The sequence below is a fragment of the Nitrospirota bacterium genome, assembly GCA_016214845.1.
Taxonomy (GTDB): domain Bacteria; phylum Nitrospirota; class Thermodesulfovibrionia; order UBA6902; family UBA6902; genus SURF-23.
The window spans coordinates 97,447-114,464 of record JACRMS010000032.1; the positions used below are offsets into that span (position 1 = coordinate 97,447).

Sequence of the window (17,018 nt, forward strand, 5' to 3'; positions counted from 1 at the left end):
TATTCTGACATCTGTGCTCTATCTTCAACATACATAATTTATCTGCAATCTCTCTGCGATCGCATGGTCGTCCGTGCTGATACCGTCCGACATGCCGATCGGCAGTTCCGTGCTTCTGCCCATCGGGGCGAATATCTTCTTCAACTCTATATCCAGTGATTTATATACCTCAACCACTCTCTCTGCAACCTTGTCGGGGTCGAGCCTTCTATAAAGCTTCGGGTCCTGAGTCGTGATGCCTCTCGGACATTTTCCCAGGTTGCAAACATTGCAGCGGTTCATTTCATCTCCGTGACAGGCTGCTGCGGCCTGCATGATATATTTTCCGATCGAAACAGCGGATGCGCCGAGCATAAAAAGCGCTGCCGCGTTCGCAGCAAGGTTGCCTTTCTTTCCGACACCCCCTGCTGCAATGAGGGGCAGTTCATTCTGTTTGCCAAGTTTCACCAGGTCAAGGTAGCACTCCCTTATATTTGATGCAATAGGATGCCCCATCGTATCCATTGATACCGTGTATGCAGCTCCTGTCCCGCCGTCCTCACCGTCAATGGAAAGTGCAGCGGCATACTGGTTTCTAACCAGATTATTCAGGACCGCCTTTGCAGTTCTCGTTCCAGATATCTTCGGATAAACAGGGACCCTGAAGCCCCATGCCATGGACATTGACTGGATCATCTTTGCGACAGACTCTTCAATGGAATATTTCGTCTGGTGCGTCGGAGGCGACGGAAGGTCTACGCCCATAGGCACTCCACGTATCTCAGAAATTAATTTCAAAACCTTGTGCGCCATCAGGAGTCCGCCATCTCCGGGCTTTGCTCCCTGTCCGTATTTAATCTCGATCGCGCAGGGGTCTTCAATCATATGAGGGAGTGTCCTGACAATTTCGTCCCAGCCGAAATAGCCTGAGGCGATCTGAGGAATAAAATATTTGATGAACCTCGACTTGAGAAGCCTCTGCGGCATTCCGCCTTCACCCGAGCACATGACGACCGGCATTCCTTCAACTTCATTGAGATACGTAATGCCCATCGCAAGCCCTTCCCACATGGTGGGGGAAAGCGCGCCTATGGACATGCTGCCTATCATCACAGGATATATTTCCCGGACTGGCGGTATGAATTTACCGGTAGTCTTGTCAGCGGCAAGCTTGCCGTCAATCATTTTCAGCGGCAGCTCTTCCGCGGGAAGGATCCTGCCCAAATAAGTCCTTATCCTGAATTCATGCCTGCCTGCGTCAAGCGCGGGGTCGGTGAGCATGGAGATCCTGGTGAATTTGAGCCTGTCCAGGGTTGAAGGCATCGGATCGTTTCTCCTGCCGCCCCTTCTGTAAGGCTGCCCGCCCTTGTTTTTATGGAAGTTGAATTTATGCTGCGGGTTAAACTCCGGCTCAATTGCCTCGTTTGGGCAAACAAGAGTGCAGGTACCGCAGCCAATGCAATAGCGCTCGATGTTTGTTGTCTGTTTGACCATAGTGGTGACCAGCCGCGATGCTTTGGGTTCAGGTACCATTCCCTCTGACTGTAAAACCCGTTTTACAACGACAACCGGTTCTATTGAAAGCATCGGGCAAACAGCCGTGCACCTGCCGCAGCGTTTGCACCTGTCGTCACGCCATCTTACTATGTATGGTAAATCTTTTACGGAAAGCTCATGATTATGGTCTAAGCGTGAAGCTGGTTCCATACCATTACCTCCTGCGCGCCCGGCTTGACGATGACCATGTCGTATTTCATGGGGAATACATCCTGTGATTTATCTCTTTGAGAAATTACACTGTCAAGCCCGCACTCCTCGGACATAAATCCGTATTTGCCTTTCACACCGCCGACAACACCCGGCCTGAGTTTCTTTGCGTCCTGAACCATAATGCAAGTCCCGTCCGGAGTAAAGGCAATGACACAGTTCGGGCCGTCTATGCAGAGCGGCCTCAGCGATATCTTCAGCATTCTCGCAACCTCGCTGTCAGACCTTTTATCGATCTCCGACTGTTTCAGCGGAGTGATCACGTCTTTATAATATGTAAGCGGATAACCAAGCTGCTTGCAGGTGTAGTGAAGGATATGACAAAACACCTCGCTGTCGCTGTTGTAACCGATATAGCCGGGAAAGTTTCTGCTTATTAAAAATTCCCTGATCGGCACGAAAGCGGTATTCTCGCCGTTTGTCATCGAGCCGTAACCCTGAATGAAAAAAGGATGACACGCGTACATGTTGATCGCGTAATTGGTATTCTGTCTTCCCTGGGCGAATATGATCTTTGCCTTGAGCGGGGATTTATCAAGACCGAAAAACTCACTGAGCTCAAGCGGGTCGCCGACCTCTTTCAGCGTCAGTATATCGGGATAGAATGAGAAAACTATAATTGATTCATCACTCTCCCCCAGTTTTCTGAGGGCGAGCCTTGTCTTCAGGAGCAGCCCCCCCTTGTCATCGAATGACCTGTCTTTATAAGAATCGGGATAATCGTAGACACGCGCGAAGTAATGGTCGCGGCCTTCAACCCCTTTAACCGGCTTTATCTTGGGGGTCCACGCATATTTCAATTTGAAACCGAGCTTGTTCATGTAATCATCGAGGGTGTGCATGCCGTTCTTGGAACAGATGCCTGAAAGGATGGGGTAGTCCTTTAATTCTTCAAATTCACCGCCGAGGCTTTTCAGGATAAGCCCCATGCCGGAGCCGTCATGTCCTTCTTTCATAGTTTCAAGGGCGAGGATGTTCTCCATCGGCGAGAAGTATTCACTTGATGTTATCGCGGCAAGCCTGCACATATTGTGTCTCCAGATTTAATTATAAACCCTTTTTGGCAAAAAAAAACGTTGACGCCGGACAAATTACCATGGCATCTAACGCTTTAGACGGCAACCGTTTGCCGTGCTGAAATAATAACAATTAATTTTAACGTTTGTCAAATAAACCGGGAGCAAGGTATATGAAATGCTGGTTCTTATGATTTTCAGCAGGGGATTTTATCTAAGGCACTGTTGAATAATAAAATCTTGACAACGGAAATCCGCCTCATATAAAGTTAGTACTGCAAAAGGTGACCGTTTGCCATGCAAAAAATATCGTCCGGCGTTAAAAATCTTGATACCCTCATAGACTCTCTGTATATTGGGGACAATATAGTCTGGGAAGTTGATGCCGGAACTTCCTATGATGTCTTTATGCAGAATTTCATTAAGCAATCCTTCCAGGAATCCCAAACAATAGTTTATGTGAGTTTCAACAGTTCGCCCCAGAGTATCCTGAGCAAGCTGAAAGATTTTATTGTCCCGGAACATTTGATACTGTTTGATTGTTTTACCTCAGGCAAAGGTAAAAATGATGATACGTTTCTCAAGTTTTACAAAAACAAACCTGACCTGAATATCGTCAGGATCGAAAACCCCAAAAGCATTGAACAGTTTACCCAGAAGCTCAATCAAATAGAGGAAAGCCTGCCGCCGGGCGCAAGATATGTTTTTAACAGTCTTACGGGCATGCAGGACCTCTGGGGGACTGAAGACGATACGTACAAGTTTTTCACTTATATGTGCCCGAGATTATATGACCTTGAGACCGTAGCTTACTGGATACTTGAAAAAGATGCTCACAGCCAGAAGTTCAAGGCGAATCTCAGGCATATAACCCAGGTTGTCTTTGAGCTGTACAAGAGAAGGGAAGAACTGTACATCAAGGCGCATAAACTCGAAGGCAGGCAGGACAGGGAGCCTTTCAAGCCTCATGCCTATGAAATTAAGGATTCTGCGATCACCATCAGCTTCCCGAAGAAAGTGGTGTCAACCGAGATAGGCAACCGTATCAAAGAGGCGAGAATAAGGCTCGGCATGAACCAGAAGGAGCTTGCGGACAAAGTGGACCTGACACCCAGTTTTATTTCACAGGTTGAGAGCAATCAGATAAGTCCTTCATTGAGTTCTTTTGTCCTCATATGCAACGCCCTCGGCGTGAATCCGGGACAGTTCCTGGAGGAAAAAGGTCTTAACAAAGCTTCATGGCTGCTGAGAAAAGAAAAAGTATTGGCGGGCGCCGCTGTCAACGAAGAAGGTGTTCTGATTTATCCTGTTACAAGCGATGATAATAAATTCGTTAAATTGGTTGTCTTCCCGCCAAACACATCTTTGGGCAAACACTTTCTATATCAACGGACCGAAGAATTCATATATGTGCTGAAGGGCAAACTGTCGGTGACTGTCGAAAGCAAAGAAGAGAAAGTGAAGGAAGGAGACAGTATCTATCTAAAAGAAGATTTTCCATCGCAATGGAAAAACGAAGGAGGTGATGAAGCAGAGCTGTTGGTAGTATGCTGAAAGCTGAAAAATGATTTTATCAGCGTTATTTTTTAGCAAAAAAATACCTTTGGTATTTTTTTGCCCTCTCGGGTAATAAATACTTAATTTTCTTATCCGGGAATTCAGTATTACTTTAATGGAGGTGTTTTATGAATAACGGTTATGGTCGGCCAAACGCGAGCACCGCAACTTTAACACGCAACAGGGTTCCGGACCCTGCGCCTTCCGGAATATGCTCAACATGCCTTGACGGATGTCCGGGCCCCTGTGAGATCGCAAAATCTTCCTATAGGGGAAGAGAGGTAATTTATCCAAAGCCTTTCGGAAAGATAACGGCAGGCGCAACAAAAAAATATCCTGTTGATTATTCTCATCTCAACATCCAGGGAACCTGTGTCGGGGCCGTCGGTATAAAGGCCGATTCCGACAAGGCCATATTTCCGGCAGTGTCCACGGAAACAACAGTCGGCAACAAATATAAAGTAAAGCTCAGCCTCCCGGTTTTTACCGGCGCGCTGGGATCAACGGACATAGCCAAAGACAACTGGGAAGGGCTTGCCATCGGTGCGGCGATCTCAGGGATCATTGTTGTTATCGGCGAAAATGTTGTGGGCATGGACCCAAAGTCGGAATATAAAAAAGGCAGGGTGGTCCGCTCGCCTGAATTGGAAAGAAGGGTCAATTCTTTCAAGGATTGGCATGACGGTGCAGGTGACATAATCCTTCAGCAAAACGTAGAGGACACAAGACTCGGCTCCGCTGAATACGCAATTGAAAAACTCGGCGTTAATTGCATCGAACTGAAATGGGGGCAGGGGGCAAAGAATATAGGCGGAGAGGTAAAACTAAAGACCCTCGAACGGGCGCTGGAACTGAAAAGCAAAGGCTATATCGTAATGCCTGATCCTCAAGACCCTGCTGTGAAAAAGGCATTTGAAGAAGAGGAGATCAGGGAATTTGAGAGGCATTCAAGACTTGGCATGGTCGACCATGAGGAATTCATCAAGGCGGCCAATCACTATAGAAAAGCAGGGGCTAAATTCGTCTCACTGAAGACCGGAGCATACAGGATATCGGACCTTGCAAGGGCCATAAGGTACGCCTCTGACGCGGAGATCGATCTGTTGACCATTGACGGCGCTGGCGGCGGCACCGGAATGAGTCCCTGGAGGATGATGAATGAATGGGGGATCCCGACGATCTACCTGCAGTCCTTAGCTTATAAATTTGCATCGCAGTTAAAGGCAAAGGGCAAATATGTTCCTGACCTCGCGATAGCAGGAGGATTCTCTCTTGAAGACCATGTGTATAAGGCGCTTGCCTTAGGGGCCCCGCATTTCAAGGCAGTATGCATGGGCAGGGCGCTGATGGTGCCGGCATTCATAGGGAAAAATATCCAGAACTGGATCAAGGAGGACAAGCTGCCGCCGGACATAAAAAAATACGGAGACGTGGCGGAGAGGATATTCATCACGATCGAAACATTAAAGGTGAAGTTTGGTAAAGACTTCAGCAAGCTGCCTCTCGGCGCTGTGGCGATGTATACCTTTGCGGACAGACTCAAGGCAGGGCTCCAGCAGTTCATGGCAGGCTCAAGGAAGTTCGCGCTTCAATACCTTGACAGAAGCGACCTCGTCGCCCTGACAAAGGAAGCCGCGGATGTGACAGGGATAACTTATGTGATGGAATCCGATATGGAAGAGGCACAGAGGATTCTATTCTGTTAGAAGTTTATTCGCATAACAACTGCAATGACGGGCCGATGGAGAAACCGCGTGCGCGGTTTCTCCGCTCGCCTGATCTGAGTTTGTGAGGAATAATGAGGGCCATGTTTTTGCCCTTAAACCATAATTCGGCAGAGGAATGACAATGACCAAGACAATGTACTCCATCCTCAAAATTTTAGACAAACAGGCAGACATAACAGGAGCAAAAGAAATATCCAATCAGTTGAAGATGCACGGGGTGGACCTTACCGAAAGGACGGTCCGTTACCATCTGAAGATCCTTGATGAGCGCGGATATACGGAAGTATTCGGCAAGGAAGGCAGGAGGATCACAAAGGAAGGCAAAAATGAGATCCGGCATGCTCACGTGTCGGACAAGCTCGGATTCGTCATAAGCAAGATCGAGTCTCTTTCCTATCTTACGTCGATCAACCTTGATACATTAAAGGGAGATATTATCCTCAACATCTCTTTTTTCCCTGAAGATGAACTGACAAATGTAATGAGGACGCTAAAGCCGGTCTTTTCATCCCCGTATGTGATGAGCGACAGGATCATTTTTGCGCGCGGAGGGGGCAGGATCGGCGATGTCGTAATTCCCAAGGGCAAGGTCGGCATCGGGACCGTATGCAGTGTTACCATCAACGGCATATTTTTAAAGGCCGGGATACCGGTAACATCAAAATTCGGAGGGGTCGTTGAAATAATCGCGGGGAAGCCCGCGAGGTTCGTGTCGCTGATAAGTTATGAGGGGTCATCGCTTGACCCGCTCGAAATATTCATCAAAAGCAAAATGACCAATGTCTCAGGCCTGGTAAAAGGGACTTCCGGCAGGATATTAGCGAGTTTCAGGGAGATCCCGGTTGTTTGTGCCGATGCGGCTAAAAGGCTTACAGAAATTATGGCGGCACGTGGCATAAAAGGTGTCATCCATATGGGCGACCCTAACAAGGCGCTTCTGGAAATTCCTGTTGGAATAGATAAGGTAGGGATGGTTATCGTCGGGGGATTGAATCCCATTGCCGCACTGGAAGAAAACGGCATATTCACTGAAAGCAGCGCCATGTCAACCTTGTATGAGTATTCAAAACTGGTGCCTTTCTAAAACGCTCTATGAAAAAAATTGAAGCTGTTATAAAGCCGTCAAACCTGAATGAGGTCAAAGACGGCCTGAATAAAATAGGCATTCAGGGCATGACCTTTACCGAGGTCAAGCTCCACGAGGCGGGGGGATGGAACGCCCTCAGGCTTTTTACCACGATGCAGCATTGCCTCGATTTTATACCAACCGTAAAGATAGAGATCATAGTGCCGGACAACATCGCGGCAAAAGCTATAGAGATAATTACCAAGAATGCTAAAACAAACACAGCCGGTGACGGCAAAGTTTTTGTAAGCCATATCGAGGAAGCGATAAGAATAAGAACAGGAGAGAAAGGAGAAGGAGCTATACAATGATGAAAGCGAAAGAGGTGCTGGAAAAAGCAAAGGCGGACAAAGTGACTTTTTTAAACCTTCAGTTTACGGACATCCTGGGTTCATTAAAACAGGTGACCGCTCCGGTGAAAAGCCTTCCGGACATCTTAAAGTACGGGGCCTGGTTTGACGGTTCTTCAATAGAAGGTTTCGCCAGGATCCACGAGAGCGACCTGTATTTAAAACCGGACCCGGACACATATTCACTCATCCCGTGGCTGAATTCCACAGAAGGCAATACCGCGCGGCTTATATGCGACATATACAAACCGGACGGGAGGCCGTTTGAAGGGGACCCGAGATTCATTTTGAAAAAGGCATTAAAAAAGGCGCGCGCGATGGGGTTCGACTATTACGCGGGTCCGGAGCTTGAATTCTTCCTCTTTAAAAATGACTTTGCAAATTTAGAGCCTAATGACAGCGGCGGATATTTTGACATTGCCACTGATGAGGCCCACACAATAAAGAGGGAGATAACAACCGCGCTTGATTATTTCGGGATAGATGTCGAAGCTTCACATCACGAGGTTGGCGCAGGGCAGCATGAGATAGATTTTAAATACGGAGAAGCGCTCCCAACGGCCGACCGCTTACTGACATTGAGGGTCACGGTAAAAGCTATTGCACAGAGGCATGGCCTGAGGGCGTCCTTTATGCCGAAACCCATCATGGGCCTGCCGGGTTCAGGGATGCATGTCCATCAGAGCCTCTTTGACACAAAGAAGAAAAAAAACGCGTTCTTTAATCCCGGGGACAAATATAACCTCTCAAAGACAGCGTATCAATTCATTGCCGGACAGCTTCATCACATAAAAGGCATGATGGCGGTCTTATGCCCTACCGTTAATTCATATAAACGGTTGGTGACCGGTTTTGAAGCGCCCGTGTATATCTCCTGGGCCAGGATCAACAGGTCGGCGCTGGTGAGGGTCCCCCACTGGTTTGATGACAAACCAAGCACTGCACGCATGGAACTAAGATGCCCTGATCCAGCTTGCAACCCTTATCTGGCCTTTGCTGTAATGGTTACCGCTGGACTTGACGGCGTAAAAAAGAACATGAAGCTGCTTGATCCCGTTGAAGAGGACCTGTATGAATTTGATGAAGCCAAGCTGATATCTAAAAAAATAGACACTCTCCCATCGTCCCTTTTTGAGGCAATACTTGAGCTGAAAAATAACAGGCTGATACAAAGTGTATTGGGAGAGCATCTGTACAAAAGATACATTGATATCAAGACAAAAGAGTGGAACGTTTTTAAAATGCAGGTGACCCCGTGGGAGATAGAAAAGTATATTGATATTTAACACATCCCCTGTAAGCATGACGTGATCCCGGATTAATTATAGTGGTTGCGCTTTTCTTATTTCGCACTATAATTGAATTATGAAACGTCTCATATTTCTGTTCGCCATTATTGTTTTTGTCTCAGGCTGCGCCCATGTAGTGCCGCAGGAATTGAGGGACAGAGCGGAGCAGGGAACATCAATCCCCGCGCTCTTCAAGGACCCTGATGAATACAAAGGCAGGCTGTTCATTCTTGGAGGCGCTATTGTAAGTTCTTTAAACACGCAGGACGGGACCTATCTCGAGGTGATCGAAAAGCCGCTCGACTATCGTGAAAGGCCGGAGTACACGGACATATCCCGCGGCAGGTTCCTTGTTCTATACGAAGGGTATCTCGACACGGCAGTGTTCTCTCCCGGCAGGGAAGTGACAGTAGCCGGCGAGGTCATAGGGACAAAGGTCCGCCCTCTCGGAGAAATTAACTACTCATATCTTCTTTTAAGAAGCAGGGGGCTTTATTTATTGAAAGGCGGTTCCGGCATCCCTATACAATTTGGAATAGGCGTATGGCACAGCTTTTAGTGCGAGTAATAAAACATATTAATAATTATTTAAGGTCTTTCAGCAGGCATGAAAGCCTGTTCCATAATTTCTATAATCGACAAACAACTTATTACATTTTTGCTTCAGGGCAAAATGTATTCATACTTTTTCTCTTAGCACTCTGCTCTTTGCCCTCTGCTTTTAAAAGGTGTCGTATAGAAATTTTTCCACAGGCTTTCATGCCTGCAACCATTGGAATGGAGTTCACTAAAATATGCACAGTCTGCAGGCGGGCGGCCCCGTCCTGTAACTAAGGAGGAAATGATGGCGGAAATAACATTTAAAGGTTCACCGGTAAATACTATTGGAGAGCTGCCTAAGGCGGGAGAACAGGCGCCGGATTTTGTTCTTACAAAGACCGACCTGTCCGACATATCGTTAAAGGACCTGGCCGGGAAGAGGGCGGTCCTGAATATTTTCATCAGCGTTGACACCTCTGTCTGCGCGGCCTCTGTGCGGAGGTTCAACGCAGAGGTTGATAAGTTGAAAAATACGGTTGTTCTATGTGTCTCCTTGGACCTGCCTTTTGCGCTTTCACGTTTCTGCGGCGCGGAAGGTCTCAATAACGTCATCCCAGTATCTGAACTGCGCAACAGGTCCTTTGGCAACCGTTACGGGGTCAGGATAGCCGAAGGCCCTCTCGCGGGGCTGTTGGCGCGCTCAGTAGTTATCATTGATGAAAAAGGGAAGGTGATATACACCGAGCTGGTAAAAGAGATTGCTGAAGAACCTGACTACGAAAAGGCGCTGCAAGTATTGCGATAGTCTATGAAAGAGTTGCTACGAATGCACACTAATAAACACGAATGAATAAAACAGATAAAATAATTTTCTCTTAACCAAAATATGTAATAGAGGCACTGTTTATATCTTCTCTATTCGAGTCAATTCGTGACAGTGGCTGATTTTTAATATAAAAAAACAAGGAGGGTTTATGATCTCAAAGATTCTCGTGCCCACAGATGGTTCCGGCACGTCACAGAAGGCCGTTGACTTTGCAGTAGGGCTTGCAAAACAGACAAATGCATCCATAATTCTTATCAGCGTGATCGACCAGAGCGCTTATATCGCCACATCCATCTCAGCGGAGGCCGCGCCTACTCACCTCATAGAACCAATAGGAGAATATCTCAGGATCGCTGCCGAGGCGTATCTTGAAGAGGGAAAAAAACTGTGCAAGAAAAACGGTGTCAAGGCTACAAAAATTATAAGCACCGGTCATCCCGTTGAGGAAATAATAAATGAAGCGGAAAAGGCAAACGTTGATCTCATCGTCATCGGCTCTCACGGAAGAAGCGCCATCGCCTCAGCGGTCCTCGGCAGCGTGACATTCGGGATCATTCACAAAGAGGCGAGATTCCCTGTCCTCGTAGTAAGAAGGTAGAGGCGGTCCGGCGGGTCGCCTCATTTGTATTACCGTAGGGCGGGTTTAAAACCCGCCCCTACATTAAACACATTCTTTGTTCAATGTGGTTTCAGGGACATGCGTATAATTCTTCAATGACGCGACGTGCTGCAGCGCGTGCAAACTTTCGACTTCCACTGGTTGAGATAAATCCTGCAACCTTGCCCTTGCCAGGCCCCAGACAACTACGGAACAGCCTGCTGCTATAAAACATAAAATTCCCGCAAAGACAAATGCCATGATGTACTGGTGGGTTGCGTCATAGAGAACGCCGCCTACGACAGGGCCGAGGATGCCCGCAACGCCGTAAGCCGTAAATATCCAGCCGTAGTTTACCCCGAGATTTTTTGTCCCGAAATAGTCAGCGGTTGCTGACGGAAAGAGCGCGAATATCCCGCCGAAATTAAGCCCTACCCATGCGGAGGCAAGAAAGACCGCCACGTGAGACTCAACGCTAACAAGGAGCATGAAAGCCATGCCCTGCGCGAGGAACATTATCATCATGGCCCTCGGGCGGTCAATGAAATCGCTCACCTTGCCCCAGAAAATTCGTCCGAGCGCGTTGAATATAGCGAGGATGCCTATAGGCTCGACAAAGCGTCCAAAGGTCCCCAGCCATTCGGGGGCGAAAGTCCTCCCTTTAAGAATGGCGCTCATCAACGGGTTCCACTGTCCTATGGCCATTAATCCTGATGTTGCTCCGAAAATGAAAGTCAGCCAGAGCATACAGGAAAGAGGAGTGTTGAGCATCTCTCTCCAGGCAACGTCATTTGAAGCCTTGTTCCCTGATTTATTTGCGTTCCATCCCGAAGGCTGCCACCCGGCAGGCGGGTTACTAAGAAGCGACGCGCCGAGAATAACGAACACTGCGCTGGTGATACCGTGAAGCACAAAGAATGTCTTCCAGCCGATCCCGAATCCGCTTCCCTTTGAGATGCCCAGCGCTACCAGGAGTATCTGTGACAATCCCATGGCCTCTCCGCCCGTTCCCGGCTGCTGTAATAGTATGGATGCAGGTCCGGCAAAAAAGAGTGCGCCTGCTCCGAAGCCAGCTACTGCAAGACCGGTGATCAAACCCTTTTTGTCAGGGAACCATTTTACTGCAGCGGCAATCGGACAAACATAGGCAAATCCAATTCCGGCCCCGCCGATAATTCCGTAGGTCAGATAAAGCGCCCAGGGGCGGCTTTGATCAACCAGCAATGAGCCAAGCAGAAAAGAAACACCGAGCAGAATGCCGCCGATAGAGGCGACCTTGCGCGGGCCGATTTTATCCTGCAAACGGCCCGCGGGGATCATGACTATCGCGAAGGTCAGCAGGGCAAAAGAGAACGCCCACTGGGTAGTTGTGCGGCTCCATCCGAATTCCCCCTCAAGAGGTTTCACAAAAACGCTGAATGCGTAAACGGTCCCTAAAATTATCTGGACGATCAATGCCCCGGCTAAAACAGTCCAGCGGTTTTTACTTTTTTCTTTATTCATGTTTTTTTCTCCCGAATAATTATTATGGTGTCAGCAAGGCGGGGTAACCCCGGCCCTACTGAACTAATCGGGTAATGAAGGGGGAATCTTTAATAGAATTGGTTTTTCTTTTGAAGGGGTGATTCGGTGAATTGCCCTTTGCGATTACAATTGTAGGGGCGAACGGCCGTTCGCCCCTACGTTATTTTATTCTCTTAACTATCGTAATAAACTCTGGCGTGCCGGCTTTTTCGAGGAGCTGGAACAAGACCGTTTCAGTACAGGTGATCACCGCGCCTGCATCGCGCATGAGTTCTCTGCCGGAGAGGAAATTATCTTTCTTTCTTGAGCAGGCAGCGTCGCTGACGAGATGAACAAAGTATCCTTTTTCCAAAAGTCCCAGACAAGTCTGCAAAACACAAACATGCGTTTCCATCCCGGTGAGGATGATATGTGTTTTTCTCAATGAGGCGATTTTCTCTAAAAACCCGTCTCCCTTGCAGCAGTCGAATGTGACTTTTTCCAGAGGCTCGTAGTGCGGTATGGCTTCTTTAATTTCCTTAACTGTCTGGCCGAGTCCTTTTGGATATTGCTCGGTAACAAGAAGGGGGATGTCCAGGAGCTTTGCGGCTTCAATGAGGTGAAGGCAGTTATCGGTCACCCGCTGTTTGTGTTTCATCACAACCGCGAGCTTGTCCTGAATGTCCACAATAACGAGTACGGAGTTGTTTTTGTCGGGGGTGAATTTTTTCATTTCGAATTAATCCTCCATCGTTGAGATATCGCCGATATCAAGGCCCATCTCTTTTGCCCTCAGGACCCTCCGCATAATTTTGCCCGACCTCGTCTTTGGCAGTTTGTCAACAAAGGCTACTTCGGGAGTGGCAATCGGGCCAAGCTCTCTGCGTACATGGCGAACAATGGAATCCCTTAATGCGTCAGACGTTTTGTTGCCGGCTCTCAAAATGACAAAGGCCTTAATGGTCTCTCCCTTTATTTCATCGGGCTTGCCGATAACAGCCGCCTCGGCGACTGAAGGGTGGCTGACAAGCGCTGATTCAACTTCTGCGGTGCCTATCCTGTGGCCTGCGACGTTCATCACGTCGTCCGCCCTGCCGAGCACGGAGATATATCCGTGTTCATCTTTTACCGCGATATCTCCGGTGAAATAAGCGCCCGGTATGGTCTCCCATGCCTTTTCATATCTCTTGGGGTCGTTGTAAACAGTGCGGAGCATATAGGGCAGCGGTTCTTTTATTATGAGCAGTCCGCCCTTGCCGTTTTCAACAGGCTTGCCGCTCCTGTCAACTATCTCGGCCTGAAGGCCGGGCACCGGGACCCCGGCCCTTCCGGGTCTCGCGGTCATGCACGGGAATGTTGCGATCATAGGGCCTGCAACTTCCGTCTGCCAGAAGTTGTCCATTACAAAGCCGTGGTCTGCACAGATATGCTCCTGCGTCCATTTCCATGCCTCCGGATTCAACGGTTCACCGGCGCACGCAAGAAGCCTGAGGCTTTTCTTGTTATATTTGTTTGTAAATTTTGTTCCGAATTTCATGAACATCCTGACAGCGGTCGGCGCGGTGAACATAACCGATACGCCGTATTTTTCAACAGTGGACCAGACAATGCCGGGGTTGGGGTAATCAATGGTCCCTTCCCTGCAGAGCACTGTTGCTCCTGCAACAAGAGGACTGTACACGATATAACTATGACCTACGATCCATCCGATGTCCGATGTGGACCAGTAGACATCCTCATCCTTAATATCGAAAAAGGCCTTTGCAAGATAATATGTTCCTACCATATATCCGCCGTGAACATGGACGACCCCTTTAGGTTTCCCTGTTGTCCCTGAGGTATAGAGGATGAACAGAGGGTCTTCGGAATCCATTGTCTCGGCTTCACATTCCGCAGGCTGCGAATTGAACAGCTCATAAAAATCCATCTCCCTGCCGTTATAAAGCTCGATCTTTTCTTCAGCCCTTCTATGCACTATCACCTTTTCAATATAAGGGATGTCCGCAATGGCCTCATCCACAATAGGCTTCAACGCTATCGCTTTCCCTCTCCTGTATGTTATATCAGAGGTTATTATTATCTTTGCCTTGCTGTCCTCAATGCGGGCCTGAAGCGCGTGATGACCCATCCCGGCAAAGACAACGCTGTGGATCGCACCGATCCTCGCGCATCCAAGCATGGATATAATACCCTCAGGAGTAAGCGGCATATAAATCACGACCCTGTCGCCCTTTTTCACGCCGAGGGATTTAAGGCCGTTGGCCATTTTGTTAACAGCCCTGTAAAGCTGGTGGTATGTAATTATCTTTTCTTCGCCTGTCTCGCAGAGCCAGATAAGGGCGACTTTGTTTCTTCTCCATGTAGAAAGGTGTCTGTCAAGGGCGTTTTGGGTAATATTCAGTTTTCCGCCGACAAACCATTTGTGGCTGGGTTTCTTAATTGCTGAAACTGTTTTCCATTGTTTGATCCAGTGCAGTTCCGATGCGGTTTTGGCCCAGAACTCATCAGGGTCTTTTATGGATTGTTTATAAATTTTTTGATAGTCCCTGAGATAGGCATTGTCTTTTATTTTTTTGGGCGGCTCATATGTCTGTGTTATTTCCGACAGGATATGGATCTTTTCATCGTGAGTCTTCATTGGTTTCCCCTGAAATGTAGGGGCGGGTTTCAAACCCGCCCCTACACAAGATTTCTCTACAATCTTTCCTTCACAAGATTATCCACCACTGACGGGTCGGCAAGGGTTGATGTGTCGCCGAGTTCATCGACGTCGCCCTTTGCGATCTTCCTGAGGATCCTTCTCATGATCTTGCCGCTTCTGGTCTTCGGCAATCCCGGTGCGAACTGTAATTTGTCAGGCGTTGCAATCGGACCGATGACGGTCCTGACATGGCCCACGAGGATCTTTTTCAAATCATCGGACGGCTTCTGCCCGTCTTTCAGCGTAACGTAAACGTAAATGCCTTCGCCTTTGATCTCATGAGGGAATCCGACAACAGCGGCTTCAGCAACTGCCTCGTGGCTGACAAGGGCCGATTCAACTTCCGCTGTTCCCAGCCTGTGGCCGGAGATATTGATAACGTCATCTATTCTTCCCATGAGCCAGTAGTCGCCGTCTTTATCAACACGCGCGCCGTCGCCGGTGAGATATTTGCCTGCGAATCTTGCGAAGTAAACTTCCTTCACCCGCTTTTGCTCAGGGTCTCCGTATGTGCCTCGTATCATTCCGGGCCACGGCTTATCAATTACAAGATAACCGCCTTCATCAACTCCAGCAGTCGAGCCGTCCTCTTTGAGGATCTTCGGCACAACACCGGGGAAAGGCCTGTTTGCGGAGCCTGGCTTCAGCGTCATCGCGCCGGGAAGCGCAGTGATCAATATTCCGCCTGTCTCTGTCTGCCACCATGTGTCAACGATCGGCAGTTTTTCTTTCCCGACATTGACGTGATACCACATCCACGCCTCAGGATTGATGGGCTCTCCAACCGAGCCGAGGACACGGAGTGATGAAAGGTCATGCTTATGCACATGGCTTTCACCTTCTTTCATTAATGCCCTTATCGCGGTAGGCGCTGTGTAGAAAATATTGACCTTATGTTTATCACAGATCTGCCAGAATCTTCCGGCATCAGGATATGTCGGGATTCCTTCAAACATCAGGCTCGTGGCTCCCTCGGCAAGCGGGCCGTACACAATGTAACTATGCCCGGTGACCCATCCGATATCCGCGGTACAGAAGTGTATGTCTTCTTCATGATAGTCGAATATCCATTTGAACGTAAGCTGGGCGTAAAGAAGGTATCCGCCGGTCGTATGCAGAACACCCTTGGGCTTGCCAGTCGAACCGGATGTGTAGAGGATGAAGAGCGGGTCTTCCGCGTCCATCTGCTCGGGCTCGCAGTAGTTTGAGATGTCCGGCTCCTTCATATCATCATGCCACCATGAATCCCGGTTAGTCTCCATCTCTATCCTGTCCGCCCTCCTTACCACTATGACCTTCTCAATTGTAGGGCATTCCTGCAGCGCAACATCCGCGTTGGATTTCAACGGCACAAGTTTTCCGCCTCTCACTCCTCTGTCAGCAGTGATAAGGAGCTTCGACTTACAGTCCTGTATCCTGTCCCGCAAGGCCTGAGAGCTGAAGCCTCCGAATACTATGCTGTGTATGGCCCCGATGCGAGCGCACGCCAACATGGAGATCGCAAGTTCCGGGATCATGGGCAGATAGATGGTCACCCTGTCGCCCTTCGTCACGCCCTTTTTCTTAAGGACGTTGGCAAACCGGTTTACCTCAAGATGCAATTGCTGATATGTATATGTCTTATAGGAGCCGTCATCGGCCTCCCAGATTATCGCGGCCTTGTTTCTTCTTGCGCTTGTCAGGTGGCGGTCGAGGCAGTTGTAGGATGCGTTGAGCTTTCCGCCCTGAAACCATTTTATCGAAGGTATGGTGAAGTCAGACTCAAGCACCTTGTCCCACTTCTTGTACCACGTGAGATTTTCCTCCGCCATCTGCGCCCAGAAGCCCTCAGGATCTTCCACGGAACGCTTATAGAGCTTTTCATAATCAGCCATGCTCTTGATATGCGCCTTGCTGCTGAATTCCTTTGACGGCGGAAAGGTCCTGCCTTCTGCCATTAGCACCTCGATCTTTTTGTCGTCTGCCATTATTGCGCCTCCTTTGTTATTTTGAGTTTATTTAATGTTTTTTTTCGAAATGTATAGTTGTAGTTACTATTA

Annotated in this window: 14 protein-coding genes; 8 read left to right on the top strand and 6 right to left on the bottom strand. The window is 48.5% G+C overall.

Annotation, left to right across the window (positions count from 1 at the left end):
* Positions 1–24: 24 nt before the first annotated feature.
* On the bottom strand, positions 25–1,686 hold the full coding sequence (locus HZB61_11375) for a 4Fe-4S binding protein (GenBank protein MBI5057201.1): 1,662 nt from the start codon (positions 1,684–1,686) through the stop codon (positions 25–27).
* Positions 1,665–2,774, bottom strand: coding sequence for a glutamate synthase (locus HZB61_11380; protein MBI5057202.1), 1,110 nt, complete (start codon positions 2,772–2,774; stop codon positions 1,665–1,667). Before HZB61_11380 ends, HZB61_11375 begins: the two co-directional genes overlap by 22 nt.
* A 285-nt stretch (positions 2,775–3,059) precedes the next feature.
* Here HZB61_11380 and HZB61_11385 point away from each other — a divergent pair, with 285 nt between their 5' ends.
* The 8 genes from HZB61_11385 (at position 3,060) to HZB61_11420 (ending at position 10,775) form a co-directional block, all read left to right on the top strand.
* On the top strand, positions 3,060–4,316 hold the full coding sequence (locus tag HZB61_11385) for a helix-turn-helix domain-containing protein (protein MBI5057203.1): 1,257 nt from the start codon (positions 3,060–3,062) through the stop codon (positions 4,314–4,316).
* Between the two features lie 131 nt (positions 4,317–4,447).
* Positions 4,448–6,025, top strand: a complete 1,578-nt coding sequence (locus tag HZB61_11390) for an FMN-binding glutamate synthase family protein (protein MBI5057204.1) — start codon at positions 4,448–4,450, stop codon at positions 6,023–6,025.
* Positions 6,026–6,167: 142 nt separating this feature from the next.
* A complete protein-coding gene (locus HZB61_11395; protein ID MBI5057205.1) occupies positions 6,168–7,130 on the top strand; it encodes a DUF128 domain-containing protein in 963 nt (320 codons plus the stop codon).
* Positions 7,131–7,138: 8 nt separating this feature from the next.
* Positions 7,139–7,483, top strand: a complete 345-nt coding sequence (locus HZB61_11400) for a P-II family nitrogen regulator (protein ID MBI5057206.1) — start codon at positions 7,139–7,141, stop codon at positions 7,481–7,483.
* Positions 7,483–8,808 carry a glutamine synthetase gene (locus HZB61_11405; protein ID MBI5057207.1) on the top strand — a complete coding sequence of 442 codons (1,326 nt, stop codon included), beginning with the start codon at positions 7,483–7,485 and terminating at the stop codon, positions 8,806–8,808. Before HZB61_11400 ends, HZB61_11405 begins: the two co-directional genes overlap by 1 nt.
* 79 nt (positions 8,809–8,887) lie before the next feature.
* Positions 8,888–9,370 carry a Slp family lipoprotein gene (locus tag HZB61_11410; protein MBI5057208.1) on the top strand — a complete coding sequence of 161 codons (483 nt, stop codon included), beginning with the start codon at positions 8,888–8,890 and terminating at the stop codon, positions 9,368–9,370.
* Between the two features lie 285 nt (positions 9,371–9,655).
* Positions 9,656–10,156 carry a thiol peroxidase gene (tpx, locus tag HZB61_11415; protein ID MBI5057209.1) on the top strand — a complete coding sequence of 167 codons (501 nt, stop codon included), beginning with the start codon at positions 9,656–9,658 and terminating at the stop codon, positions 10,154–10,156.
* A gap of 169 nt (positions 10,157–10,325) precedes the next feature.
* Positions 10,326–10,775: a universal stress protein gene (locus HZB61_11420; GenBank protein ID MBI5057210.1), complete on the top strand. Its 450-nt coding sequence runs from the start codon at positions 10,326–10,328 to the stop codon at positions 10,773–10,775.
* Between the two features lie 63 nt (positions 10,776–10,838).
* Here the strand turns inward: HZB61_11420 and HZB61_11425 are convergent, their stop codons facing one another.
* The 4 genes from HZB61_11425 to acs (HZB61_11440) all read right to left on the bottom strand — a co-directional run bounded on the left by HZB61_11425 (position 10,839) and on the right by acs (HZB61_11440) (position 16,949).
* Positions 10,839–12,278 (bottom strand): OFA family MFS transporter, encoded by a 1,440-nt coding sequence (locus HZB61_11425; GenBank protein ID MBI5057211.1) that lies wholly within the window; start codon positions 12,276–12,278, stop codon positions 10,839–10,841.
* Positions 12,279–12,459: 181 nt separating this feature from the next.
* Positions 12,460–13,011 (bottom strand): hydrolase, encoded by a 552-nt coding sequence (locus tag HZB61_11430; protein ID MBI5057212.1) that lies wholly within the window; start codon positions 13,009–13,011, stop codon positions 12,460–12,462.
* A 6-nt stretch (positions 13,012–13,017) separates the two neighbouring features.
* Complete coding sequence (acs, locus tag HZB61_11435; GenBank protein MBI5057213.1) at positions 13,018–14,916, bottom strand: acetate--CoA ligase; 1,899 nt, start codon at positions 14,914–14,916, stop codon at positions 13,018–13,020.
* Positions 14,917–14,972: 56 nt separating this feature from the next.
* Positions 14,973–16,949, bottom strand: coding sequence for an acetate--CoA ligase (gene acs / locus HZB61_11440; GenBank protein MBI5057214.1), 1,977 nt, complete (start codon positions 16,947–16,949; stop codon positions 14,973–14,975).
* Positions 16,950–17,018 lie beyond the last annotated feature (69 nt).

What these genes read in the sequence shown, in the direction of transcription:
- HZB61_11375 (MBI5057201.1), bottom strand. Translation starts at nt 1,686, where the DNA reads ATGGAACCAGCTTCACGCTTAGACCATAATCATGAGCTTTCCGTAAAA.
- HZB61_11390 (MBI5057204.1), top strand. Translation starts at nt 4,448, where the DNA reads ATGAATAACGGTTATGGTCGGCCAAACGCGAGCACCGCAACTTTAACA.
- HZB61_11385 (MBI5057203.1), top strand. Translation starts at nt 3,060, where the DNA reads ATGCAAAAAATATCGTCCGGCGTTAAAAATCTTGATACCCTCATAGAC.
- HZB61_11425 (MBI5057211.1), bottom strand. Translation starts at nt 12,278, where the DNA reads ATGAATAAAGAAAAAAGTAAAAACCGCTGGACTGTTTTAGCCGGGGCA.
- HZB61_11400 (MBI5057206.1), top strand. Translation starts at nt 7,139, where the DNA reads ATGAAAAAAATTGAAGCTGTTATAAAGCCGTCAAACCTGAATGAGGTC.
- HZB61_11380 (MBI5057202.1), bottom strand. Translation starts at nt 2,774, where the DNA reads ATGTGCAGGCTTGCCGCGATAACATCAAGTGAATACTTCTCGCCGATG.
- HZB61_11410 (MBI5057208.1), top strand. Translation starts at nt 8,888, where the DNA reads ATGAAACGTCTCATATTTCTGTTCGCCATTATTGTTTTTGTCTCAGGC.
- HZB61_11405 (MBI5057207.1), top strand. Translation starts at nt 7,483, where the DNA reads ATGAAAGCGAAAGAGGTGCTGGAAAAAGCAAAGGCGGACAAAGTGACT.
- HZB61_11420 (MBI5057210.1), top strand. Translation starts at nt 10,326, where the DNA reads ATGATCTCAAAGATTCTCGTGCCCACAGATGGTTCCGGCACGTCACAG.
- HZB61_11430 (MBI5057212.1), bottom strand. Translation starts at nt 13,011, where the DNA reads ATGAAAAAATTCACCCCCGACAAAAACAACTCCGTACTCGTTATTGTG.
- acs (MBI5057213.1), bottom strand. Translation starts at nt 14,916, where the DNA reads ATGAAGACTCACGATGAAAAGATCCATATCCTGTCGGAAATAACACAG.
- tpx (MBI5057209.1), top strand. Translation starts at nt 9,656, where the DNA reads ATGGCGGAAATAACATTTAAAGGTTCACCGGTAAATACTATTGGAGAG.
- HZB61_11395 (MBI5057205.1), top strand. Translation starts at nt 6,168, where the DNA reads ATGACCAAGACAATGTACTCCATCCTCAAAATTTTAGACAAACAGGCA.